Genomic DNA, 22,080 nt, shown 5'->3' with positions numbered 1-22,080 from the left:
ACTCTTTCTTCTGACTCACTTCATCGCTATTCTTCAATGCTATCAATAGGTCACGGCTCTGAAGTGATAGAAAACCAATTCTTAATCGTACTAATATCACTGGCTTGCATTCAGAATGGTTCATGCGCTTAATGATTCTTTATGCACAAGTCTTGCTTCTTTACTAGTTTTAGCTCAATTCCAATGTTTACACGCAATTCCTTGATTTTCTTTGCCACCCTTTACGCGCAATTCCTTGGTTTTCTTTACTACCTTTTGCGTGATTCCATCATTTACGCGCAATTCTTTAGCTTTCTTTACTACTTTTTGCGCGCTTTCACCCTTTACGCGCAATTCTTTAGCTTTCTTTACTACTTTTTGCGCGCTTCCATCGTTTACGCGCAGTTCCTTAGCTTTCTTTACTACTTTTTGCGCGCTTTCACCCTTTACGCGCAATTCCTTAGCTTTCTTTACTACTTTTTGCGCGTTTCCACCTTTTACGCGCAGTTCTTTGTCTTTCTTTACTACTTTTTGCGCGTTTCCATCGTTTACGCGCAATTCCTTAGCTTTCTTTCCTACCTTTTGCGCGCTTTCACCCTTTACGCGCAATTCCTTAGCTTTCTTTACTACTTTTTGCGCGCTTTCACCCTTTACGTGCAATTCTTTGCCTTTCTTTCCTACCTTTTGCGCGATTCCACCCTTTACGCACAATTCTTCGCCTTTCTTTACTACCTTTTGCGCGCTTTCACCCTGTGCATGCAGTTCTTCACTTTCCCCATATCTTTTACGCGTTTTCACGTATATAAGTAGTTCCCCTTTTTCCTTACCTGAATGATGCACCAACCATACATACCCACGTACTCTGCCACTAATTATGCTATTGAATAAGGAGTTACAAAATTTCTATTAACTAAACTTAGGGGCAAAACAAAAATTTCTCTTTATATAATAAAAAAGCCGCCACTATTGATGGCGAGCTACTATGTATATGGAGTTCTATCCTATCTGCAACTATCTCCATAACAAAGGCTCATTAATAATTGCCTTGGCAATGGTTGTTTTTTAAAAAAGCCTGCATCCTCATCCTAGTAATACAGGCATTCCTGTATGGACGAGTAAAGCAAATGGATGAAGATGCAAAGAGCTAGACGTAACACCTCAATATTACGGATGTCCATCGTAACACTCAAAATGGTTTTGCTCATTGGCTTTAGGGGTATCCCTATTTAAAGAAAGAGGGCATTGAATAAGTTCCAATGAAACCATTCAGGCGCCCTCAATCTGCACATGAATCCCAAAGGTTAGGTTATCCTAATCTAAGAAGATACGTTTATTATACTAATTCGATGATTACCATTGGTGCTGCGTCGCCACGACGAGGACCGATTTTCATAATACGAGTGTAACCACCTTGACGCTCTTCATAACGAGGAGCAATATCACTGAACAATTTTTGAACAGCATCTTGGTTTTTCTCAGCATCAGCTACTTCATGACGAACATATGCAGCTGCTTGGCGACGAGCGTGAAGATCTCCACGTTTACCAAGAGTGATCAATTTTTCAACTACTGAACGAAGTTCTTTAGCACGAGCTTCAGTTGTTTCAATACGCTCATTGATGATTAAATCTGTTGATAAGTCACGTAGCATCGCTTTACGTTGAGCGCTAGTGCGTCCTAACTTTCTGTATCCCATGAAAGTTTCCCTCCTTTGTTGAAGTCATTAAAGGCTAGATTTCAAAAGACAATCAGTCGTCTTTACGCAAACCTAATCCAAGCTCTTCTAGTTTATGTTTTACTTCCTCTAGAGACTTCCTACCTAAGTTACGTACTTTCATCATATCCTCTTCAGTTTTATTAGCTAACTCCTGAACAGTGTTAATGCCTGCACGTTTTAAGCAGTTGTATGAACGAACAGATAAATCTAGTTCTTCAATTGTCATTTCAAGGACTTTTTCTTTTTGGTCTTCTTCTTTTTCAACCATAATTTCAGCATTTTGAGCTTCATCAGTTAAACCAACAAAGATATTCAAATGCTCAGTTAAGATCTTCGCTCCAAGTGCAACTGCATCTTGAGGGCCAGTACTTCCGTCAGTCCAAACATCAAAAGTCAATTTATCAAAATTACTCAATTGACCAACACGAGTATTCTCAACTTGATATTGTACGCGTGAAACTGGCGTATAAATAGAATCAATAGGAATTACACCGATTGGTTGATCTTCTTTTTTGTTTTGAACAGCTGGTGTATAACCACGACCACGTTTAGCAGTTAGACGCATATGCAAATGACCATTTGAACCAAGAGTAGCAATATGAAGATCCGGATTAAGAATCTCTACATCACTATCATGTGTTACATCTGCAGCAGTAACTACACCTTCGCTTTGAACGTCAATTTCTAATGTTTTTTCTTCATCAGAATAGATTTTCAATGCGAGCTTTTTAATGTTTAAAATGATAGATGTTACATCTTCTACGACGCCTTCAATTGTTGAGAACTCATGAAGTACCCCATCAATTTGGATCGAAGTGACAGCGGCACCTGGGAGTGAGGATAATAGGATACGACGTAAGGAGTTACCCAAAGTTGTTCCATATCCACGCTCAAGTGGTTCTACGACGAACTTACCATACTTAGCATCATCGCTGATCTCAACCGTTTCGATTTTTGGTTTTTCTATTTCGATCATCAAAATACACCCTCCTTCAAAACGTCGAAACCCCGGTTTATTAACCGAAATTCCCCCATGTATACGTTCCCGTTTTGTGCACAACAACTGGAATAATAAATACTGTATAATTCATTTACTTTGTATCATATCCCATTATAGACAGGGATTCAAAAGTTTATACAGATTAATTATACACGGCGGCGTTTTGGTGGACGACATCCGTTATGTGGTACTGGAGTAACGTCTCTGATAGCAGTAACTTCTAGACCAGCAGCTTGTAATGCACGAATAGCAGCTTCACGACCTGCACCAGGTCCTTTAACTGTTACTTCTAAAGTTTTCATACCATGTTCCATAGATGCTTTCGCAGCTGTTTCAGCAGCCATTTGCGCAGCGAAAGGAGTCGATTTACGAGAACCTCTGAATCCTAGCGCACCAGCACTTGACCAAGAAAGAGCATTACCATGAGAATCAGTAATAGTTACGATTGTATTATTGAATGTTGAACGAATATGTGCAATTCCGCTTTCAATATTCTTTTTGACACGACGTTTACGTGTATTAGTTTTACGAGCCATTTTAAGAACCCTCCTTTACCGATTATTTCTTTTTGTTCGCTACAGTCTTACGAGGACCTTTACGTGTACGAGCATTGTTTTTAGTATTTTGTCCGCGAACAGGTAAGCCACGACGGTGACGAAGACCGCGGTAGGATCCGATTTCCATTAGACGTTTGATGTTAAGTGATACTTCACGACGAAGGTCACCTTCAACTTTTAATGAATCGATTTGCTCACGAATTTTGTTTAATTCATCTTCAGTAAGATCGCGTACACGAGTATTCTCGTTTACACCAGCTTCTGCTAGAACTTTTTGAGCAGTTGTTTTACCAATACCATAGATATAAGTTAATGAGATTACTACACGTTTTTCACGTGGTACATCTACACCTGCAATACGTGCCACTATATGCGCACCTCCTTCAAATTAGCCTTGTTTTTGTTTATGTTTAGGGTTTTCACAGATAACCATTACTTTACCTTTTCTGCGGATGACTTTGCACTTTTCGCAGATCGGTTTAACTGATGGTCTTACTTTCATTATCCTAACCTCCTTAGTAGTACGGAGTGCAATGATTATTTAAAACGATAAGTGATTCTTCCGCGAGTTAAGTCATAAGGAGAAAGCTCAACTGTTACTTTATCCCCTGGTAAAATACGAATGAAGTGCATGCGGATTTTACCGGAAACATGAGCTAAAACTGTATGACCGTTTTCTAATTCTACCTTAAACATTGCATTTGGCAAAGTGTCTATGACTGTGCCTTCTACTTCAATTACATCATCTTTCGCCACTAAACAAGTCTCCCTTCCATAAAATCATATACGAAATATATCAAATGCTTTCCCAAGCATGTAGATATTCTTTGCTAAAAGGTTCGCAGAATAACACATTCGGACATTCCGATACATAATCTCATAGGTCGCGTAATCAATGCAAGCTTTATGAGCTAATAATCATCTTACTCAAAACAAATGATTTTAAACATATACACAACAACCTTCTGATTATAACATAAAAAGAGTTTAACGTCTCCTTATAGTAAAAAGAAAAATGAGTTAGAAACGGAGTATTTTAGAAAAGCCTACTGTTATTTTACAGTAAGTATTTCATAACCAGTTTCAGTAATGGCTATTGTATGTTCGAAATGGGCACAACGCTTACCATCGACTGTTACGACTGTCCATTGATCGGATAGCGTTGATACATATCTACTACCGATATTTACCATCGGTTCGATAGCTAATACCATACCTGGTTTTAATAGAGGCCCTTTATTCGGGGGACCAAAATGTGGAATCTGTGGTTCCTCATGTAAGTCTTGCCCTACCCCATGTCCGACATATTCTCGTACAATGGAAAAGCCTTTGCTTTCCGCATATGTTTGGATTGCATGAGAGATGTTCGATAAGCGTACACCTGGCTTTGCTTGTTTTAAGCCTTCATATAATGACTGCTCAGTAACTTCAAGCAATGCTTTTGATTGTTCATCAATTGCCCCTACTGCGTAGGTCCAGGCAGAATCACCGTGATAACCGTTATATTTTGCACCTATATCAATACTGATGATATCACCATCGTTTAAGCTGTTATCATCAGGAATCCCGTGAACTAGCTTTTCGTTCACAGATGTACATATACTACCTGGAAAACCGTTATATCCTTTAAAAGATGGGACGGCCCCACATTTGAGAATAAAAGCCTCAGCAAGACGATCTAATTCTCTTGTCGTTATTCCCGGAGTGATATGCTTTTGTAATTCCTCATGTGTTAAAGCGACAATTCTACCAGCTTCTCGCATAATATCGATTTCACGTTGAGTTTTGCTTATGATCATTATTGTAAGCCTCTTAAAAGACTATCTAGATCAGTAAATACTTTACCAATTTCTTGTTGACCGTTAATGTTACGTAAATAGCCTTTATTTTCATAGAAATCAAGCAAAGGTTTTGTTTGCTTAATGTTTACGTCAAGTCTATTTTTAACAGTTGCTTCATTATCATCTTCACGTTGATATAATTCTCCACCACAACGGTCACATTCGCCCTCTTTAGTTGGAGGATTAAATACAAGATGATATGTTGCCCCACAAGATTTACATATTCTGCGGCCAGTTAGCCTTTCCATCAAAATCTCTTGATCTACATCAATGTTAATAACGTAATCAATTTTTCTTGATAGATCAGAAAGAATATTTTCTAAAGCATCCGCTTGAGCAACGGTTCTAGGGAAACCATCTAAAAGAAAACCTTTTTCGCAATCGGGTTTACCAAGACGTTCTCTAACAATACCAATTGTTACTTCGTCTGGCACAAGTTCACCTTTATCCATAAAAGACTTTGCTTCTAAACCTAGAGCAGTTTCTTCTTTGATCGCTGCACGGAACATGTCTCCAGTAGAGATATGCGGAATACCGTACTTTTCAACAATTCTTTCTGCTTGTGTACCTTTACCGGCACCAGGGAGCCCCATTAATACAAGATTCAAGTGAATTCCCCCCTATTCTATTAGGTTTGAGGGAACAATCGTCCCCTTAAACCTTTCTATTTGATAAAACCTTTATAATGACGTTTAACTAGCTGAGACTCTAACTGTTTGTAAGTATCAAGAGCAACACCAATCACGATTAGTAAGCTCGTTCCACCGATTTGAGCAGTTTCTGGTAGCCCTGCAACATTAATGAAGAACATTGGAATGATTGCAATCGCTGTTAAGAAAAGAGCACCAACAAAAGTTAAACGATATAAGACTTTAGTTAAATATTCCTGCGTGTTTTTACCAGGACGGATGCCCGGTACATAACCACCTTGATTCTTCAAGTTCTCAGAGACTTTCTCTGGGTTTACTTGAATGAATGCATAGAAATATGTGAAAGCAATTATTAATGCAGCATAGATGACCATACCGATTGGCTCAGTATAATCAAATATCTTCTGGATCCAACTCGTTACACTATTCGATTCAAAAAAGCCTGCAATCGTTCGTGGTGTAATGATAAATGAAATCGCAAAGATAACAGGGATAACACCTGCAGCATTTACTTTTAAAGGTAAATGAGTGTTTTGAACACCTACTGGCGTCTTACCTGCTGATGCACGTTTTGCATATTGTACTGGAATTTTTCTTAATGCCTGTTGGATAAAGATTGTTCCAACTACAATAGCAATAACCGCAAGCACGATAAGTACAAGGGTTACGATACGTAGGAATAATTGATCTCCAGCACCTTCAATTTGCTGCGCATAAATTTGGTTAGCGATGGAAGGAATACCGGCAACGATTCCAGCGAAGATAATAATAGAAATACCATTACCAACACCTTTTTCCGTAATTTGCTCCCCTAACCACATTAAAAAAGCAGTTCCTGCAGTTAATACTGTAGCAATTAATAAATAAGAGCCAATACCCGTATTTTCAATTAACATGCCACCAGCAAGATTATTAAACCCGTAAGACATACCAAGAGCTTGGATAAAACCAAGCACGATAGTAAAGTATCGTGTAAACTGAGCCAGTTTACGACGACCTGCCTCACCTTGCTTAGCCCATTCCGTAAATTTCGGCACAACGTCCATTTGTAGTAACTGAACAATGATTGATGCTGTAATATACGGCATGATTCCCATCGCAAGAATTGAGAAGTTTAATAACGCACCGCCACCAAATACATTCAAGACACCAAATACACTCATTTGATCCTGTGATTGTAAAATTTGTGCATTCACCCCTGGAACGGGGATAAATGTGCCGATGCGAAATACAATTAACATTAATAGGGTGAAAATAATCTTTCTTCTTATGTCACCCACGCGCATAAAATTGGAGATTGTCTGAAGCATTAGATCACCTCGGCTTTACCGCCGGCAGCTTCGATTGCTTCTTTAGCCGCAGCAGAGAATTTATGAGCTTTAACTGTAAGCTTTTTCTCTACGTTGCCTTTAGCAAGAACTTTAATTCCTGCTTTTTCGTTACTTACAACACCCGTTTCAATAAGAAGCTCTGGAGTAACTTCCGCTCCATCTTCAAAACGATTAAGTGCGTCAAGATTAACTACCGCATATTCTTTACGGTTAATGTTAGTGAATCCGCGTTTTGGTAAGCGTCTGAATAAAGGTGTTTGACCACCTTCGAATCCAGGACGTACGCCGCCGCCAGAACGAGCATTTTGACCTTTATGTCCCTTACCAGCAGTTTTACCGTTACCTGAACCAATACCGCGACCTTTGCGTTTACGTTCTTGACGTGAACCTTCTGCAGGTTTTAATTCATGAAGTTTCATGTTGGCACCTCCTTATTTTGTAGAAGATCGAAAATTATTTTTCAGTTACCGTTACAAGATGAGCAACTTTATTAATCATACCACGGATGGCAGGATTGTCTTGGTGCTCAACTGTTTGGTGCATTTTGCGTAATCCAAGAGCTGTGACTGTTTGGCGTTGGTCCTCAGGGCGACCAATCACACTGCGAGTGAGGGTAACTTCTAGTTTATTCGCCATTTGATTTCCCTCCTTATCCTAACAGTTCTTCTACTGATAAACCACGTAACTTAGCTACGTCTTCAGCACGTTTTAATTGTTGTAAACCATCTAGTGTTGCGCGAACCATGTTAATTGGTGTGTTTGTACCCAATGATTTAGAAAGGATATCGCCTACACCCGCTAACTCTAGTACCGCACGAACTGGTCCACCAGCGATAACTCCTGTACCTTCATATGCAGGTTTTAGAAGAATTTCGCCAGCTCCGAAGTGACCGATTACTTCGTGAGGAATTGTTGTTCCAACCATAGGAACTTCAATTAAGTTTTTCTTCGCATCTTCAATTGCTTTGCGAATAGCTTCTGGTACCTCTTGAGCTTTACCTGTACCAAAGCCAACGTTACCGTTTTTATCTCCAACTACTACAAGAGCAGAGAATCTGAAACGACGTCCACCTTTAACAACCTTAGCTACACGGTTTACCGTAACTACGCGCTCTTCAAGTTCAAGTTTGTTTGGATCAATACGACGCATTCTATATGTCCCTCCTTTGTCTATTAAAATTCTAACCCGTTTTCGCGAGCAGCATCTGCTAACGCTTTAACACGACCATGATATAAGTATCCTCCACGGTCAAATACGATTGATTTCAATCCTTTTGCTTCCGCACGTTTAGCGATTAATTCGCCGACTTTAACAGCCGCATCAACGTTGCCTGTAGCTTCAATACTAGCTTCTTTGTCTTGTGTAGACGCGCTAGCAAGAGTTACTCCGTTCACATCGTCAATTAATTGTGCATAAATGTGTTTATTTGAGCGATACACATTTAGACGAGGACGAGCCGCAGTGCCAGAAAGTTTAGATCTTACGCGAGCGTGTCTTTTCTTACGCACTGCATTTTTATCAGCCTTCGTAATCATTTCGGTCACTCCTTTCGTTTAGCTATGCAGCATTACTTACCTGTTTTACCTTCTTTACGACGAACATATTCTCCTTCATACCTAATACCTTTTCCTTTGTAAGGTTCTGGAGGACGAACGTCACGAATGTTAGCCGCTAAAGCGCCTACACGTTCTTTACTTGCACCTTTTACTACTACTTTCGTATTAGCTGGTACTTCGATTTCGATACCTTCTTCAGGTTCGATTTCAACTGGGTGAGAGTATCCAACGTTCAATACAAGCTTTTTACCTTGTTTTTGGGCACGGTAACCGACACCGATAAGTTCTAAGCCTTTTTCGAAGCCTTTAGATACACCTTCAACCATGTTAGCGATCAATGCACGAGTTGTACCATGAAGCGCACGGTGCTCTTTTTGATCAGAAGGACGCACGATGTTGATTACGTTCTCTTCGATGTTAATTGCGATATCTTTATTAAAAGTGTGAGAAAGCTCACCTTTAGGACCCTTTACGATAACGTGATGATTTTCATCAAGCGTTACTGTTACTCCACTAGGGATTTCAATTGGTTTTTTACCTATACGGGACATTTATTGCACCTCCATTCTTTCTGAAACTATATTACCAAACGTACGCTAGTACTTCTCCGCCTACTTGTTTCGCGCGAGCTTCTTTGTCTGTAAGAACGCCTTGAGAAGTAGAAACGAGTGCGATACCAAGACCGTTAAGAACGCGTGGTACCTCATCAGCTTTAGCATAAACACGAAGACCAGGTTTACTGATACGTTTTAAGCCTGTGATTACACGTTCATTTTTTGCACCGTATTTTAAGAAAATGCGGATAATGCCTTGCTTGTTATCTTCGATAAACTCTACATCACGTACGAAGCCTTCACGCTTAAGGATTTCAGCAACTTCTTTTTTAATATTAGAAGCAGGAACTTCTAATTTTTCGTGACGAACCATGTTCGCATTACGGATGCGAGTTAGCAAATCTGCAATTGGATCTGTCATGACCATTGTTTTTACCTCCTTCCCTAACTTTGGGTTTACCAGCTAGCTTTTTTAACGCCAGGAATTTGTCCTTTATATGCTAATTCACGGAAACAAATACGGCAAAGCTTAAATTTACGGTATACAGAATGTGGACGTCCACAACGTTCGCAACGTGTATATTCTTGTACCTTGTATTTAGGCGTGCGTTTTTGTTTCGCAATCATTGACTTTTTAGCCACGTTTTCGCCTCCCTCTAATTAACGATTACTTTTGGAATGGCATTCCAAATTGTGTTAAAAGTTCACGAGCTTCTTCATCAGTATTGGCAGTTGTTACGATAACGATATCCATACCACGAACTTTGCTTACTTTATCGTAATCGATCTCAGGGAAGATCAATTGCTCTTTAACACCAAGTGTGTAGTTTCCGCGTCCATCGAAAGACTTTTTAGAAATACCACGGAAGTCACGTACACGTGGAAGAGAAACAGATACTAATTTATCGAAGAATTCGTACATGCGTTCTCCACGTAAAGTAACTTTCGCTCCGATTGGCATACCTTCACGTAAACGGAAGCCAGCGATTGATTTTTTCGCGCGAGTGATAACAGGTTTTTGACCTGCGATTTGTGTTAATTCCTCAACAGCATTATCTAATGCTTTAGAGTTTTGCACAGCATCACCCACACCCATGTTGATAACGATTTTTTCAAGTTTTGGTACTTGCATTACTGATTTATAGTTAAACTTGCTCACAAGAGCAGGAGTAATTTCTTTTACATGTTTTTCTTTTAGGCGGTTCATCGATTGTACCTCCCTTCTTCATTGATCTATTTATCTAAAGATTCACCTGATTTTTTTGCTACACGCACTTTTTTCCCATCAACCGTTTGATAGCCTACGCGAGTTGGTTCACCAGATTTTGGGTCAACCGGCATAACGTTTGATACATGAATAGGTGCTTCTTGGCTAAGGATTCCACCTTGAGGATTCAAGTTAGATGGTTTAGCGTGTTTCTTTACGATATTAACACCTTCTACAAGAACGCGTTCTTGTTTTGGGTAAGCAGCAAGAATAACGCCTGATTTGCCTTTATCCTTACCAGAGATGACCATTACTTTATCACCTTTTTTTACATGCATCTGTGTGCACCTCCTTAAAGGCATTTTGTTTAATTTTTATAGTACTTCTGGAGCTAATGATACGATTTTCATGAAGTTGTTCTCGCGTAGTTCACGAGCAACTGGTCCAAAGATACGTGTACCACGAGGACCTTTATCGTCACGAATAATTACACATGCGTTTTCATCAAAACGGATGTATGTGCCATCTTTACGACGAACGCCGCTCTTTGTACGAACGACAACAGCTTTAACAACATCACCTTTTTTAACAACGCCACCTGGTGTTGCTTGTTTCACTGTGCAAACAATTACATCACCGATGTTAGCAGTTTTACGGCCTGATCCACCTAAAACTTTAATTGTAAGTACTTCACGAGCACCAGAGTTATCAGCAACTTTTAAACGTGATTCTTGTTGAATCATCTGTGTAACCTCCCTTCGGGATCAAACATATTTCCGAACAATTAGATAATAACTGCTTTCTCAACAACTTCAACTAGACGGAAGCGTTTAGTCGCAGATAATGGGCGAGTTTCCATGATACGAACGATATCGCCGATTTTTGCTTCATTTTGCTCATCATGAGCTTTAAACTTTTTAGAGTACTTTACGCGTTTGCCGTATAATGGATGCTTTTTGTATGTTTCGACTAAAACAGTAACAGTTTTATCCATTTTGTCTGAAACAACGCGTCCAGAGTATACTTTGCGTTGGTTACGTTCACTCATTGTGCGAACCTCCTCTCAATATCACTTGCTAAAACCAATTTCTCTTTCACGGATAACAGTTTTCATACGAGCAATTGCTTTACGCACTTCACGGATGCGAGCTGTGTTTTCCAGTTGTCCAGTCGCCAATTGAAAGCGTAGATTAAAAAGCTCTTCTTTTAATGATTTAACTTTTTGTTCTATTTCGGCAGTGGTAAGGTCACGAATTTCATTAGCTTTCATTTGATTCACCACCAATTTCTTCTCGTTTTACAAACTTACATTTAACTGGAAGTTTGTGTGCTGCAAGACGTAGAGCTTCACGAGCGATCTCTTCAGATACACCTGCAATTTCGAACATTACTTTACCAGGCTTAACAACTGCAACCCATCCTTCAGGAGCACCCTTACCAGAACCCATTCGGACTTCAAGAGGCTTAGCAGTGTATGGCTTATGCGGGAATATTTTAATCCAAACTTTACCGCCACGTTTCATGTAACGAGTCATTGCAATACGGGCAGATTCGATTTGACGGTTAGTGATCCAAGAAGCATCTTGAGCTTGTAGACCATATTCACCGAATGTTACTTCAGTACCACCTTTTGCTTGACCGCGCATTTTTCCACGGTGTACACGACGATATTTTACGCGTTTTGGCAATAGCATATTATTTGCCTCCTTCCCCATTATTCTTCTTTGTAGGAAGCACCTCTCCACGATAGATCCATACTTTTACGCCTAACTTACCGTAAGTCGTATCTGCTTCTGCTGTAGCATAATCAATGTCAGCACGAAGAGTATGAAGTGGTACAGTTCCTTCGCTATAAGATTCAGAACGAGCGATATCAGCACCGCCAAGACGTCCAGATACCATTGTTTTGATACCTTTAGCTCCTGCGCGCATAGCACGTTGAATAGTTTGTTTTTGAGCACGACGGAATGATACACGGTTTTCCAATTGACGAGCAATGTTTTCCGCTACTAATTTCGCGTCGATGTCAGCTTTTTTGATTTCAAGAATATTGATGTGAACACGTTTGCCAGTAAGTGCGTTAAGTGCTTTACGCAACGCCTCTACCTCAGTACCACCTTTACCGATAACCATTCCTGGTTTTGCAGTATGGACTGTGATATTTAAGCGATTAGCTGCACGTTCGATTTCTACTTTAGAAACAGATGCATCGCTTAAGCGTTTTGTGATGTACTCACGAACTTTCAGGTCTTCGTGTAAAAGATCAGCGTAGTCTTTACCTGCGTACCATTTTGACTCCCAATCACGGATGACACCGATACGCAAACCGACTGGATTTACTTTTTGACCCACAGATTATCCCTCCTTCTTTTCTGATACAACGATTGTGATGTGACTTGTGCGTTTGTTGATTGCGCTAGCACGACCTTGTGCGCGTGGACGGAAACGTTTTAAAGTTGGTCCTTCGTCAACAAATGCTTGCTCAACTACTAAATTATTAACATCCATTTCGTAGTTGTGCTCTGCGTTAGCTAGTGCAGATTTTAATACTTTTTCTACGATTGGAGAAGCAGCTTTTGGAGTTAAATTTAAAATCGCTACCGCTTCACCTACTTGCTTACCTCGAATTAAATCTACGACTAAACGAGCTTTACGAGGAGCAATACGAACTGTTCTTGCAACAGCTTTAGCTTGCATTATAATGCCCTCCTCTCATTAACGTCTTGTTTTCTTATCATCATTACCATGGCCTTTGTATGCACGTGTTGGAGCAAATTCTCCAAGCTTGTGGCCTACCATATCTTCAGTAACATAAACAGGCACATGTTTGCGACCATCATACACTGCGATAGTGTGTCCGATGAATTGTGGGAAGATCGTAGAACGGCGAGACCAAGTCTTCACTACTTGCTTGCCATCAGTTTCATTTAACTTTTCGATCTTTGTCATTAAATGTTCGTCAACAAAAGGTCCTTTTTTTAAGCTGCGACCCATGATTGAACCTCCCTTCGTGATTGTTCTACGGCCCGTCTTTGGAACCGTAGTTCAATCCCGTTATTTTTTACGACGACGTACGATAAATTTATCAGATTGATTGTTTTTCTTACGTGTTTTGTATCCAAGAGTTGGTTTACCCCAAGGAGACATAGGTGATTTACGACCGATAGGAGCTTTACCTTCACCACCACCGTGTGGGTGATCGTTAGGGTTCATAACAGATCCACGTACAGTTGGGCGTTTACCTAACCAACGAGAACGACCGGCTTTACCGATGTTAATCAATTCGTGTTGTTCGTTACCAACTTGACCTACAGTAGCGCGGCAAGTAGCAAGAATCATACGAACTTCACCAGAGTTTAAACGTACTAATACGTATTTACCTTCTTTACCAAGTACTTGTGCACTTGTTCCAGCAGAACGTACCAACTGTCCACCTTTACCAGGTTTAAGTTCGATGTTGTGGATTACAGTACCCACAGGAATGTTTGTAAGTGGTAATGCATTACCTACTTTGATATCTGCTTCAGGACCAGACATTACTTCTGCGCCTACTTTAAGAGTCTTAGGAGCTAGGATGTAACGCTTTTCTCCATCTACATAATTAATTAGTGCAATGTTAGCTGAGCGGTTTGGATCATACTCGACTGTAGCAACGCGACCTGGTATTCCATCTTTGTCACGTTTAAAGTCGATGATACGATATTGACGTTTATGACCGCCGCCTTGATGACGAACTGTCAACTTACCTTGGTTGTTACGGCCACCTTTGCGCTTTACTGGAGCAAGCAAAGATTTTTCTGGTTTGTCTGTAGTGATTTCTGCGAAATCAGATACCGTCATGCCGCGACGACCATTAGAGGTAGGTTTGTATTTTTTAATCGCCATTTCATTTCCCTCCTCTTCTTGTTAGAAATTAAGCTTCAAAGATTTCGATTTCTTTGCTGTCAGCAGTTAGTTTAACAATCGCTTTACGGCGTTTGTTTGTATAACCACCGAATTTACCCATGCGCTTGAATTTACCTTTGTAGTTCATGATGTTCACTTTTTCAACTTTTACATCAAAGATTTCTTGAACAGCATCTTTAACTTGAGTTTTATTAGCTCTTACATCAACTTCAAAAGTATATTTTTTGTCAGCCATGATGTCAGTAGAACGTTCAGTGATAACGGGGCGCTTAATGATATCGCGTGCATCCATTATGCAAGCACCTCCTCTACTTTTTCGACCGCTTGCTTAGTCATGATCAATTTATCATGATTTAAAACGTCTAATACGCTGATTCCGTTAGCAGTAACAACTGTTACTCCAGGGATGTTACGAGCAGATAATGCTACGTTTTCATCGATGTCTGCAGTTACGATTAATGCTTTAGAATCTACAGAAAGACCTTTAAGTAGACCTTTAAAGTCTTTTGTTTTTGGAGCTTCGAAAGATAGTGTTTCTAATACTAGAATGTTCTCTTCCGCAACTTTAGTAGATAACGCTGATTTGATAGCTAAGCGACGAACTTTTTTAGGTAATTTATAGCTATAGCTGCGTGGTACAGGACCAAATACAGTACCGCCTCCGCGCCATTGTGGTGAACGAATTGAACCTTGACGAGCACGACCTGTGCCTTTTTGACGCCATGGTTTACGTCCTCCGCCAGCTACTTCAGAACGAATTTTAGTTTTATGAGTTCCTTGACGTAGAGAAGCTCTTTGCATAATAACAGCTTCAAACATCACGTGGTTGTTTGGCTCGATACCAAAGATTGAGTCGTTCAGCTCAATATCGCCAACTTGTGAACCACTTTGGTTTAATAATGCAACTTTAGGCATTCTTACTTCCTCCTTTCCGGGTTATTACTTTGCTTTAACCGCACTTACTAGTTTTAGAAGCGCTTTTTTAGAGCCAGGTACATTACCTTTTACTAATAGAAGATTGCGTTCTGCATCTACTTTTACGATTTCAAGGTTTTGTACTGTGATTTGTTCTCCGCCCATGCGACCAGGTAATAGTTTACCTTTAAATACGCGGTTTGGAGCAACAGGACCCATTGAACCTGGGCGACGGTGGTAACGTGAACCGTGTGCCATTGGTCCGCGAGATTGTCCGTGGCGTTTAATTGCACCTTGGAAACCTTTACCTTTTGAAATTCCTGTTACATCAATTTTTTCACCTTCAGCGAAAATATCAACTTTGACTTCCTGACCAACTTCATACTCAGCTAAGTCAGCTCCGCGTAATTCGCGAACGAAGCGCTTAGGAGTAGTATCAGCTTTAGCAGCGTGTCCTTTTTCCGGTTTGTTTGAAAGCTTTTCGCGTTTATCTTCAAAACCGATTTGGATTGCTTCGTATCCATCAGTATCAACTGATTTCTTTTGAAGAACAACGTTTGGAGTAGCTTCAACCACTGTTACCGGGATAAGATCACCGTTTTCAGCAAATACTTGAGTCATACCAATCTTTCTTCCTAAGATTCCTTTGGTCATTTCAGTCACACCTCCTAGATTGTTTTAATGTATTAATTAAAGTTTAATTTCGATATCAACACCAGATGGTAAGTCTAAACGCATTAATGAATCGACTGTTTGTGGTGTTGGATTAATGATGTCGATTAAACGTTTGTGTGTACGCATTTCGAATTGCTCACGAGAATCTTTATATTTATGCACCGCACGAAGAATTGTGTAAACTGACTTTTCAGTTGGCAATGGGATTGGACCAGATACAGCCGCACCAGAGCGTTTTGCAGTTTCAACGATTTTTTCAGCAGATTGATCAAGAATTCTGTGATCATAAGCTTTTAAACGAATACGAATTTTTTGTTTTGCCATTATTTTCCCTCCTTTTCGCCTATTTTCATATAGACATTCTCCGTGAAAATTTCCCACACACTCGCCATGGCAAAGCGGCCGGGTGTGTCAGCAACCTTTCACTTCATCGCAGTCAAAGACCAACATTGTCTATTATACAGAAAAGACATAACAAATGCAACTATTGATTGCGTTTCTCTCTGTTCTGCACACTTTTAACATTATAACTGCTGTTAATAGTGTTTTCAAGTATATCTTCCTCTTTACATCATTTTCTAAAAAAACGCTTATTTAATTACTTATTTTTAAATTTTCTAAATTTTTATTTGACAAACATAGACTCATTCATGTAAATTTTAGTCAATAAAATATTTTTTATTTCTTATCATGAGAGGTTGAGGGATAGGCCCGATGACACCTCAGCAACCATCAATAGTGAACATTATTGAAAAGGTGCTAATTCCTACAAGCTATACGCTTGAAAGATGAGAAGATGACTATGATAATAATAGGCCTTCTTCTTGAGGGCCTTTTTTATTTTCTCTTTGGCTTCTCATCCATTGAATTCAACAAAATATGAATTGAAGGAGTGAGACCTTTGAACTTCCTTGAAAAAATGAAGAACCAAGTATTAATTGCTGACGGTGCGATAGGAACACTTCTTTATTCTTATGGTACGGATACATGTTTTGAAGAGTTAAACCTCTCAGCACCGGAACAAATTCAGCACATTCATCAAGCCTATCTCCATGCAGGTGCTGATTTAATTCAAACAAATTCCTATGCTGCGAATTATTTAAAATTGAAACGGTATGGCCTAGAGGATTCAGTCAAAGAGATTAATAGTGCGGCTGTAAAACTGGCACGATCTAGTATTCAACAGCACCAGGCATATGTGCTTGGCACAATTGGAGGTGTACGAGGATTAAACCCCCTCTCTATTCCTCTAGATGAAATTAAACGTAACTTTCGTGAACAGCTATACTGCTTATTGTTAGAAGGCGTAGATGGGCTCCTTCTTGAAACATATTATGATTTAGAAGAATTAGAAACGGTTCTCTCTATTGCCCGGAAAGAAACGGATATACCTATAATTGCCCAAGTGTCTTTACAAGAAATCGCTATATTACAAAATGGGACGTTAATTAATGACGCCTTAAAAAGGTTAGAAGCTAAAGGGGCAGATGTTGTCGGGGTAAACTGCCGTTTAGGTCCACATCATATGTTAGAGACACTCTCCTCCGTTGAATTACCTCAGCACGCGTTTCTCTCTGCATATCCTAACGCGAGTCTACCGGCCTATATCGATGGTACGATTCAATATAAGGAGAGTGAAGACTATTTTAGAAAATCAGCGAAGTCCTTCCTTAAGCAAGGTGTTCGACTGCTTGGTGGTTGCTGCGGAACGACACCTGGCCATATTAAAGCATTTGCAGACGAAGTTAGGCATGCTGTACCAATTATTGAAAAACAAGTAACAAATAAAAGGAAACCTAAAATAGAGAGAATTACAATCGAACGCACCAATACCCCGTTAGAGACACTTGTACAAGAAAAACGCACCATCATCGTCGAACTAGACCCACCTAAGAAGCTATCAACTGCTAAATTTTTTGAAGGTGCCAGAGCCTTAAAAGATGCTGGGGTTGATGCAATCACACTCGCAGATAACTCTCTTGCGACACCACGAATCGCAAATGAAGCCCTAGCACATATCATCCAAAAGGATACAAACGTTCGACCACTTGTCCACCTCTCCTGTAGAGATCGAAACTTAATCGGCTTACAATCACATCTCATGGGTCTTCATACATTGGGGTTGCATGATATTTTAGCCATTACAGGGGATCCGGCAAGAGTTGGTAATTTCCCAGGCGCTTCATCTGTGTTTGATTTATCTTCCTTTGAATTAATAGAAATGATTAAACAATTTAATGAAGGAATTTCCCCTTCAGGTTCTGAACTTGGTGAAAATGCCGTCTTTTCTGTCGGGGCAGCATTTAATCCTCATGTCAAATCCTTAGACAAAGCTGTTGCCCGACTTGAAAGGAAGATAAAAGCAGGCGCTGATTATTTCGTGTCACAGCCAGTGTTTTCAGTAACACAACTATTAGAGATTCATGAGGCAACAAAGCATCTGTCCGCACCTATTTTCATCGGAATGATGCCACTGATTAGCAGCAAAAATGCAGAGTATCTTCATAACGAAGTGCCTGGTATCAAGATTACTCAAACGACCCGCGACAGAATGGCTAAAGCGGTTAACCCTGTTCTAGCTGAGAAAGAAGGCTTATTAATTACAAAAGAGTTGATCGATGCAGCCTTAGAACTCTTTCAAGGCATCTACCTTGTTACCCCCTTCCTTAGATATCAACTTACAACCGAGCTGACCAATCATATTAGAAGAAAAGATCAACAGATGAAGGAGCATCATTATGTCAAAAGTAGCCATCACTAAACAAATGACGGAAAAGATTTTAATCATGGATGGAGCAATGGGTACCATGCTACAAGAAGCCCACCTAACTGCAGATGACTTTGGTGGTGAGGATTTAGAAGGTTGTAATGAACACCTCACACTTACGCGACCTGAATTGATTCAATCAATTCATGAAGCTTATCTTTCGGCAGGGGCAGATATAATTGAAACAAATACATTCGGAGCGACGCGTATCGTTTTGGAAGAATATAATATTGGGCATTTAAGTGAATTATTAAACCGCAGAGCGGCTGAAATCGCTATAAAAGCAGCGCATAAATACGACAAGCCTAATCATCCGCGATATGTAGCAGGATCTATGGGACCAACTACTAAGACATTAAGCGTTACCGGTGGAACAACTTTTAAACAATTAGTCATGGATTATCGTACACAAGCCATAGGACTCATTGACGGTGGTGTAGATTTATTATTAATAGAAACAAGCCAAGATCTCCTTAATGTAAAAGCTGCTTTCCTAGGGATTAAAGAAGCCTTTCATCACACAAAGAAAGAACTCCCTATAATGGTATCAGGGACAATAGAACCGATGGGCACCACTTTGGCAGGGCAAAACATCGAAGCGTTTTACATTTCAATAGAGCACATGAAACCAATAGCTGTTGGACTCAACTGCGCAACTGGACCGGAATTTATGCAAGAGCATATTCGCTCTCTAGCACAACTCTCTTCAACTGGGGTTAGCTGTTATCCTAATGCAGGCTTACCAGATGAAGACGGTTGTTATCACGAAACAGCAGAATCTCTATCTACAAAGCTTTTGGATTTTGCCACACAGGGCTGGGTGAATATCGTTGGTGGTTGTTGCGGTACCACACCAGCGCACATCACAGCAATCAGTCAAGCATTAGCCCATGTACCACCCCGTCCCATTACTAAAAAGAGACAGCATAAACTATCAGGTATTGAACCCCTTACCTATGATGAATCTATTAGACCGATTATGGTTGGTGAGCGGACAAATGTCATTGGCTCAAAGAAATTCAAACGGTTGATTAATGAAGGAAAGTATGAGGAAGCATCGGAAATTGCTAGAGCCCAAGTTAAAAAAGGAGCAAGCGTCATTGATATATGCCTTGCTGACCCTGATCGTAATGAGATAGAAGATATGGACCATTTTTTAGCTGAAGTAACGAAAAAAATCAAAGTTCCCCTAGTCATTGATTCAACTGATGATGAAGTAATCGCCAAAGCTCTTACCTACTCTCAAGGTAAAGCTATAATCAATTCGATTAACTTAGAAGATGGTGAGGACCGATTCACCTTTGCTGCAAAGCTTATCCATCAGTACGGAGCAGCCATTGTTGTCGGTACCATTGATGAGGAAGGCATGGCCATCACAGCTGAAAACAAGCTAGTCATAGCTAAACGGGCCTATCATATCCTCGTTGAGCAGTATCAAGTACCTCCAGAGGATATTATCTTCGACCCCCTCGTATTTCCTGTCGGCACTGGAGATGAACAATATATTGGTTCTGCTAAAGAAACTGTACTTGGTATTAAACTTATTAAAGAAGCTCTACCGGAGGCGAAAACGATTTTAGGCATTAGTAATGTGTCCTTTGGTCTTCCGAGTGTGGGGAGAGAAATTTTAAATTCCGTCTTCCTCTTTCATTGCACGAAAGCCGGGCTAGACTATGCAATCGTCAATACAGAAAAGCTAGAGCGTTTCCCAAGCATCCCTAAAAATGAAGTAGAATTAGCAGAAAAGCTTCTTTTTCAAACCAGCGATAGCATTTTAGCTGATTTTACTGACTTTTATCGTGATAAGAAGAAGGAAAAAAGGATAGAAACCCATTTACTATCATTAGAAGAACGTTTATCAAGCTATATAATAGAAGGAACAAAAGAAGGCCTTCTCCCAGATTTAGAAAGAGCATTAGCGAAATACCCAAATCCATTAGATATTATCAACGGACCATTAATGAATGGTATGGCAGAAGTAGGTAGATTATTTAATGATAATCAATTAATTGTTGCAGAAGTCTTACAAAGTGCAGAAGTGATGAAAGCATCAGTCGCGTTTTTAGAACCTTATATGGAGAATGATAAACAAACATCTACAAGTAAGGGGAAAGTTTTACTCGCAACCGTCAAAGGTGATGTCCATGATATCGGTAAGAATCTTGTCGATATTATTCTCTCTAACAATGGATTTGAAACCATTGATCTTGGAATTAAAGTCTCTTCTGCTGAACTTATCGCAGCCATTAGAGAGGAAAAACCCGACATCATTGGACTTTCTGGCTTACTCGTAAAGTCAGCACAACAAATGGCATTAACAGCAAAGGACTTACAGGATGCCCATATACAAACCCCCATTATGGTGGGGGGAGCTGCCTTATCTCGAAAATTTACGAATAATAAAATCGCCCCTAACTACAAAGGACTCGTCTTATATGCAAAAGATGCAATGACCGGTCTGAGTTTAGCAAATGAAATCCGAGAACCAAGTCGCTATAGTGAATTATTTCAAGCACAAATCTCGAGAACAGCACAAACTACCAAAGAAGAAGCCCAATTGATAAAAAAATATTCCGAACCAGCCGTTGGAGTGAAAACCGTTCAAGAAGCTCCTATTTTTCAACCGCAAGACTTAAAGAGACATTTAATTACAAATCTCTCTTTCCACCATATAGAACCATATATTAACCGTAAAATGCTGCTATATCATCTTGGGGTTAAAAATCAAAAAAGGGAGCTCACTAATGAAAAACTAGAAAAGGTGAATATCCTGTTAGACTCACTGATCCATGAAATAATTAAAAATAACTGGATACAACCAAAAGCTACTTACCAATTTTTTAAAGCAAATGCCAATGGAAATAATATCATTATAATGAATAAAGACGATCTTCCTATTGAAAAGTTTGTATTCCCTAGACAAGAAAAAGGAAAAAATCTTTGTCTTGCTGATTATCTAAGAGAAAAGCAAACAGACTATGTATGTTTTTTTGCTGTAACAGCAGGAAAGGGAATACGACAAGCAGCTACACAATTAAAAGAGGAAGGCAGATTTCTAGAAAGTCACGCATTGCAAGCAATTGCGTTAGAAACAGCTGAAGGGCTGGCTGAGTATATTCACAGACAGATTAGGGATAAATGGGGTTTTCCAGATCACCCAACAATGACGATGGAGGAGCGTTTTGCGGCTAAATATCAAGGACAACGATTTTCATTCGGTTATCCAGCCTGTCCAAATTTAGAAGATCAAGCGAAGTTATTCCGTCTTATACAACCAGAAGATATTGAGATCGAATTAACAGAAGGTTATATGATGGAACCTGAAGCCTCTGTTACAGCTATGGTGTTTTCACACCCCGAAGCAAGATACTTTAATGTACACTCCTCTTCATGATTGATGTAAAAAAAAGCATAAAGAAAAAGC

At 39.8% G+C, this 22,080-nt stretch carries 33 protein-coding genes and 1 riboswitch; of the genes, 2 read left to right on the top strand and 31 right to left on the bottom strand.

Translation table 11 applies throughout. The features are described from left to right. Positions 1-174: 174 nt before the first annotated feature. The 31 genes from MKY26_RS18205 to rpsJ all read right to left on the bottom strand — a co-directional run bounded on the left by MKY26_RS18205 (position 175) and on the right by rpsJ (position 16,213). Positions 175-777: a hypothetical protein gene (locus tag MKY26_RS18205; protein WP_341098275.1), complete on the bottom strand. Its 603-nt coding sequence runs from the start codon at positions 775-777 to the stop codon at positions 175-177. A gap of 535 nt (positions 778-1,312) precedes the next feature. Beyond that, positions 1,313-1,675, bottom strand: coding sequence for a 50S ribosomal protein L17 (gene rplQ / locus MKY26_RS18200; protein WP_095371198.1), 363 nt, complete (start codon positions 1,673-1,675; stop codon positions 1,313-1,315). Between the two features lie 52 nt (positions 1,676-1,727). Next, positions 1,728-2,672 carry a DNA-directed RNA polymerase subunit alpha gene (locus MKY26_RS18195; RefSeq protein WP_095371199.1) on the bottom strand — a complete coding sequence of 315 codons (945 nt, stop codon included), beginning with the start codon at positions 2,670-2,672 and terminating at the stop codon, positions 1,728-1,730. 170 nt (positions 2,673-2,842) lie between these two features. Continuing rightward, on the bottom strand, positions 2,843-3,232 hold the full coding sequence (gene rpsK, locus MKY26_RS18190; protein ID WP_095371200.1) for a 30S ribosomal protein S11: 390 nt from the start codon (positions 3,230-3,232) through the stop codon (positions 2,843-2,845). 22 nt (positions 3,233-3,254) lie between these two features. Further along, positions 3,255-3,620, bottom strand: coding sequence for a 30S ribosomal protein S13 (gene rpsM, locus MKY26_RS18185; RefSeq protein ID WP_095371201.1), 366 nt, complete (start codon positions 3,618-3,620; stop codon positions 3,255-3,257). Between the two features lie 21 nt (positions 3,621-3,641). Beyond that, on the bottom strand, positions 3,642-3,755 hold the full coding sequence (gene rpmJ / locus MKY26_RS18180) for a 50S ribosomal protein L36 (protein WP_003156543.1): 114 nt from the start codon (positions 3,753-3,755) through the stop codon (positions 3,642-3,644). Positions 3,756-3,790: 35 nt separating this feature from the next. Further along, positions 3,791-4,009: a translation initiation factor IF-1 gene (gene infA / locus MKY26_RS18175; RefSeq protein ID WP_095371202.1), complete on the bottom strand. Its 219-nt coding sequence runs from the start codon at positions 4,007-4,009 to the stop codon at positions 3,791-3,793. A gap of 296 nt (positions 4,010-4,305) precedes the next feature. Further along, positions 4,306-5,052, bottom strand: a complete 747-nt coding sequence (map, locus tag MKY26_RS18170) for a type I methionyl aminopeptidase (protein WP_251163144.1) — start codon at positions 5,050-5,052, stop codon at positions 4,306-4,308. Then, positions 5,052-5,702, bottom strand: a complete 651-nt coding sequence (locus MKY26_RS18165; RefSeq protein ID WP_095371204.1) for an adenylate kinase — start codon at positions 5,700-5,702, stop codon at positions 5,052-5,054. The genes map and MKY26_RS18165 overlap by 1 nt, the downstream gene beginning before the upstream one ends. 56 nt (positions 5,703-5,758) lie before the next feature. After that, positions 5,759-7,054: a preprotein translocase subunit SecY gene (secY, locus tag MKY26_RS18160; RefSeq protein ID WP_095371205.1), complete on the bottom strand. Its 1,296-nt coding sequence runs from the start codon at positions 7,052-7,054 to the stop codon at positions 5,759-5,761. After that, positions 7,054-7,494 carry a 50S ribosomal protein L15 gene (rplO, locus tag MKY26_RS18155; RefSeq protein WP_095371206.1) on the bottom strand — a complete coding sequence of 147 codons (441 nt, stop codon included), beginning with the start codon at positions 7,492-7,494 and terminating at the stop codon, positions 7,054-7,056. Before rplO ends, secY begins: the two co-directional genes overlap by 1 nt. Positions 7,495-7,528: 34 nt before the next feature. Further along, positions 7,529-7,711 carry a 50S ribosomal protein L30 gene (gene rpmD, locus MKY26_RS18150; protein WP_095371207.1) on the bottom strand — a complete coding sequence of 61 codons (183 nt, stop codon included), beginning with the start codon at positions 7,709-7,711 and terminating at the stop codon, positions 7,529-7,531. A gap of 13 nt (positions 7,712-7,724) precedes the next feature. Further along, positions 7,725-8,225 (bottom strand): 30S ribosomal protein S5, encoded by a 501-nt coding sequence (gene rpsE, locus MKY26_RS18145; protein WP_095371208.1) that lies wholly within the window; start codon positions 8,223-8,225, stop codon positions 7,725-7,727. 23 nt (positions 8,226-8,248) lie between these two features. Continuing rightward, positions 8,249-8,611, bottom strand: coding sequence for a 50S ribosomal protein L18 (gene rplR / locus MKY26_RS18140; RefSeq protein WP_095371209.1), 363 nt, complete (start codon positions 8,609-8,611; stop codon positions 8,249-8,251). Between the two features lie 32 nt (positions 8,612-8,643). Then, positions 8,644-9,183: a 50S ribosomal protein L6 gene (rplF, locus tag MKY26_RS18135; protein WP_095371210.1), complete on the bottom strand. Its 540-nt coding sequence runs from the start codon at positions 9,181-9,183 to the stop codon at positions 8,644-8,646. 31 nt (positions 9,184-9,214) lie between these two features. Further along, positions 9,215-9,613 (bottom strand): 30S ribosomal protein S8, encoded by a 399-nt coding sequence (gene rpsH, locus MKY26_RS18130; protein ID WP_095371211.1) that lies wholly within the window; start codon positions 9,611-9,613, stop codon positions 9,215-9,217. Positions 9,614-9,642: 29 nt separating this feature from the next. After that, on the bottom strand, positions 9,643-9,828 hold the full coding sequence (rpsN, locus tag MKY26_RS18125) for a 30S ribosomal protein S14 (protein WP_009499044.1): 186 nt from the start codon (positions 9,826-9,828) through the stop codon (positions 9,643-9,645). Positions 9,829-9,853: 25 nt separating this feature from the next. Beyond that, positions 9,854-10,393, bottom strand: a complete 540-nt coding sequence (gene rplE, locus MKY26_RS18120; RefSeq protein ID WP_224938674.1) for a 50S ribosomal protein L5 — start codon at positions 10,391-10,393, stop codon at positions 9,854-9,856. A gap of 26 nt (positions 10,394-10,419) precedes the next feature. Next, on the bottom strand, positions 10,420-10,731 hold the full coding sequence (rplX, locus tag MKY26_RS18115) for a 50S ribosomal protein L24 (protein ID WP_095371213.1): 312 nt from the start codon (positions 10,729-10,731) through the stop codon (positions 10,420-10,422). 36 nt (positions 10,732-10,767) lie between these two features. Then, positions 10,768-11,136, bottom strand: coding sequence for a 50S ribosomal protein L14 (gene rplN, locus MKY26_RS18110; protein ID WP_095371214.1), 369 nt, complete (start codon positions 11,134-11,136; stop codon positions 10,768-10,770). 41 nt (positions 11,137-11,177) lie between these two features. Next, positions 11,178-11,441, bottom strand: a complete 264-nt coding sequence (gene rpsQ, locus MKY26_RS18105) for a 30S ribosomal protein S17 (protein ID WP_095371215.1) — start codon at positions 11,439-11,441, stop codon at positions 11,178-11,180. A 21-nt stretch (positions 11,442-11,462) separates the two neighbouring features. Continuing rightward, positions 11,463-11,663, bottom strand: a complete 201-nt coding sequence (gene rpmC, locus MKY26_RS18100; RefSeq protein ID WP_009336588.1) for a 50S ribosomal protein L29 — start codon at positions 11,661-11,663, stop codon at positions 11,463-11,465. Continuing rightward, positions 11,653-12,087: a 50S ribosomal protein L16 gene (rplP, locus tag MKY26_RS18095; RefSeq protein ID WP_095371216.1), complete on the bottom strand. Its 435-nt coding sequence runs from the start codon at positions 12,085-12,087 to the stop codon at positions 11,653-11,655. Before rplP ends, rpmC begins: the two co-directional genes overlap by 11 nt. A 1-nt stretch (position 12,088) precedes the next feature. Next, positions 12,089-12,745 (bottom strand): 30S ribosomal protein S3, encoded by a 657-nt coding sequence (gene rpsC, locus MKY26_RS18090; protein ID WP_095371217.1) that lies wholly within the window; start codon positions 12,743-12,745, stop codon positions 12,089-12,091. A gap of 3 nt (positions 12,746-12,748) precedes the next feature. Next, the gene (rplV, locus tag MKY26_RS18085) at positions 12,749-13,090 is read right to left on the bottom strand and encodes a 50S ribosomal protein L22 (protein ID WP_095371218.1); all 342 of its coding nucleotides are present in this window, start codon (positions 13,088-13,090) and stop codon (positions 12,749-12,751) included. Between the two features lie 18 nt (positions 13,091-13,108). Further along, the gene (gene rpsS, locus MKY26_RS18080) at positions 13,109-13,387 is read right to left on the bottom strand and encodes a 30S ribosomal protein S19 (protein WP_095371219.1); all 279 of its coding nucleotides are present in this window, start codon (positions 13,385-13,387) and stop codon (positions 13,109-13,111) included. A gap of 60 nt (positions 13,388-13,447) precedes the next feature. Then, positions 13,448-14,278 carry a 50S ribosomal protein L2 gene (rplB, locus tag MKY26_RS18075; protein ID WP_095371220.1) on the bottom strand — a complete coding sequence of 277 codons (831 nt, stop codon included), beginning with the start codon at positions 14,276-14,278 and terminating at the stop codon, positions 13,448-13,450. 28 nt (positions 14,279-14,306) lie between these two features. Continuing rightward, positions 14,307-14,591 (bottom strand): 50S ribosomal protein L23, encoded by a 285-nt coding sequence (gene rplW, locus MKY26_RS18070; RefSeq protein ID WP_095371221.1) that lies wholly within the window; start codon positions 14,589-14,591, stop codon positions 14,307-14,309. Continuing rightward, positions 14,591-15,214 (bottom strand): 50S ribosomal protein L4, encoded by a 624-nt coding sequence (rplD, locus tag MKY26_RS18065; RefSeq protein ID WP_095371222.1) that lies wholly within the window; start codon positions 15,212-15,214, stop codon positions 14,591-14,593. Before rplD ends, rplW begins: the two co-directional genes overlap by 1 nt. Positions 15,215-15,238: 24 nt before the next feature. Beyond that, positions 15,239-15,868, bottom strand: coding sequence for a 50S ribosomal protein L3 (rplC, locus tag MKY26_RS18060; RefSeq protein ID WP_095371223.1), 630 nt, complete (start codon positions 15,866-15,868; stop codon positions 15,239-15,241). A gap of 36 nt (positions 15,869-15,904) precedes the next feature. Continuing rightward, positions 15,905-16,213 (bottom strand): 30S ribosomal protein S10, encoded by a 309-nt coding sequence (rpsJ, locus tag MKY26_RS18055; RefSeq protein WP_003348621.1) that lies wholly within the window; start codon positions 16,211-16,213, stop codon positions 15,905-15,907. Positions 16,214-16,571: 358 nt separating this feature from the next. Further along, positions 16,572-16,684: riboswitch (SAM riboswitch) on the top strand. A 106-nt stretch (positions 16,685-16,790) separates the two neighbouring features. On the opposite strand from rpsJ, the gene MKY26_RS18050 reads away from it, so the two are divergent. Next, entirely contained in the window at positions 16,791-18,650 is a 1,860-nt protein-coding gene (locus MKY26_RS18050) for a bifunctional homocysteine S-methyltransferase/methylenetetrahydrofolate reductase (protein WP_095371224.1), read from the top strand. Next, complete coding sequence (gene metH, locus MKY26_RS18045; RefSeq protein ID WP_341098265.1) at positions 18,628-22,050, top strand: methionine synthase; 3,423 nt, start codon at positions 18,628-18,630, stop codon at positions 22,048-22,050. Before MKY26_RS18050 ends, metH begins: the two co-directional genes overlap by 23 nt. The last annotated feature ends 30 nt before the right edge of the window (positions 22,051-22,080 follow it).

Origin of the sequence: Cytobacillus sp. FSL R7-0680, from assembly GCF_038009245.1 — a bacterium.
Classification (GTDB): Bacteria; Bacillota; Bacilli; order Bacillales; family Cytobacillaceae; genus Cytobacillus; species Cytobacillus kochii.
Note: the sequence above shows the minus strand (reverse complement) of the source record. Positions and strands in the feature narration are given on the sequence as shown.

Excerpts from the sequence above, each read along its gene's own strand:
- rplQ (WP_095371198.1), bottom strand. The coding sequence starts at position 1,675 with ATGGGATACAGAAAGTTAGGACGCACTAGCGCTCAACGTAAAGCGATG.
- MKY26_RS18195 (WP_095371199.1), bottom strand. The coding sequence starts at position 2,672 with ATGATCGAAATAGAAAAACCAAAAATCGAAACGGTTGAGATCAGCGAT.
- rpsK (WP_095371200.1), bottom strand. The coding sequence starts at position 3,232 with ATGGCTCGTAAAACTAATACACGTAAACGTCGTGTCAAAAAGAATATT.
- rpmJ (WP_003156543.1), bottom strand. The coding sequence starts at position 3,755 with ATGAAAGTAAGACCATCAGTTAAACCGATCTGCGAAAAGTGCAAAGTC.
- map (WP_251163144.1), bottom strand. The coding sequence starts at position 5,052 with ATGATCATAAGCAAAACTCAACGTGAAATCGATATTATGCGAGAAGCT.
- secY (WP_095371205.1), bottom strand. The coding sequence starts at position 7,054 with ATGCTTCAGACAATCTCCAATTTTATGCGCGTGGGTGACATAAGAAGA.
- rplO (WP_095371206.1), bottom strand. The coding sequence starts at position 7,494 with ATGAAACTTCATGAATTAAAACCTGCAGAAGGTTCACGTCAAGAACGT.
- rpmD (WP_095371207.1), bottom strand. The coding sequence starts at position 7,711 with ATGGCGAATAAACTAGAAGTTACCCTCACTCGCAGTGTGATTGGTCGC.
- rpsE (WP_095371208.1), bottom strand. The coding sequence starts at position 8,225 with ATGCGTCGTATTGATCCAAACAAACTTGAACTTGAAGAGCGCGTAGTT.
- rplR (WP_095371209.1), bottom strand. The coding sequence starts at position 8,611 with ATGATTACGAAGGCTGATAAAAATGCAGTGCGTAAGAAAAGACACGCT.
- rplF (WP_095371210.1), bottom strand. The coding sequence starts at position 9,183 with ATGTCCCGTATAGGTAAAAAACCAATTGAAATCCCTAGTGGAGTAACA.
- rpsH (WP_095371211.1), bottom strand. The coding sequence starts at position 9,613 with ATGGTCATGACAGATCCAATTGCAGATTTGCTAACTCGCATCCGTAAT.
- rplE (WP_224938674.1), bottom strand. The coding sequence starts at position 10,393 with ATGAACCGCCTAAAAGAAAAACATGTAAAAGAAATTACTCCTGCTCTT.
- rplX (WP_095371213.1), bottom strand. The coding sequence starts at position 10,731 with ATGCATGTAAAAAAAGGTGATAAAGTAATGGTCATCTCTGGTAAGGAT.
- rplN (WP_095371214.1), bottom strand. The coding sequence starts at position 11,136 with ATGATTCAACAAGAATCACGTTTAAAAGTTGCTGATAACTCTGGTGCT.
- rpsQ (WP_095371215.1), bottom strand. The coding sequence starts at position 11,441 with ATGAGTGAACGTAACCAACGCAAAGTATACTCTGGACGCGTTGTTTCA.
- rpmC (WP_009336588.1), bottom strand. The coding sequence starts at position 11,663 with ATGAAAGCTAATGAAATTCGTGACCTTACCACTGCCGAAATAGAACAA.
- rplP (WP_095371216.1), bottom strand. The coding sequence starts at position 12,087 with ATGCTATTGCCAAAACGCGTAAAATATCGTCGTGTACACCGTGGAAAA.
- rplV (WP_095371218.1), bottom strand. The coding sequence starts at position 13,090 with ATGCAAGCTAAAGCTGTTGCAAGAACAGTTCGTATTGCTCCTCGTAAA.
- rpsS (WP_095371219.1), bottom strand. The coding sequence starts at position 13,387 with ATGGGTCGCAGCTTAAAAAAAGGACCTTTTGTTGACGAACATTTAATG.
- rplB (WP_095371220.1), bottom strand. The coding sequence starts at position 14,278 with ATGGCGATTAAAAAATACAAACCTACCTCTAATGGTCGTCGCGGCATG.
- rplW (WP_095371221.1), bottom strand. The coding sequence starts at position 14,591 with ATGGATGCACGCGATATCATTAAGCGCCCCGTTATCACTGAACGTTCT.
- rplD (WP_095371222.1), bottom strand. The coding sequence starts at position 15,214 with ATGCCTAAAGTTGCATTATTAAACCAAAGTGGTTCACAAGTTGGCGAT.
- rplC (WP_095371223.1), bottom strand. The coding sequence starts at position 15,868 with ATGACCAAAGGAATCTTAGGAAGAAAGATTGGTATGACTCAAGTATTT.
- rpsJ (WP_003348621.1), bottom strand. The coding sequence starts at position 16,213 with ATGGCAAAACAAAAAATTCGTATTCGTTTAAAAGCTTATGATCACAGA.
- metH (WP_341098265.1), top strand. The coding sequence starts at position 18,628 with ATGTCAAAAGTAGCCATCACTAAACAAATGACGGAAAAGATTTTAATC.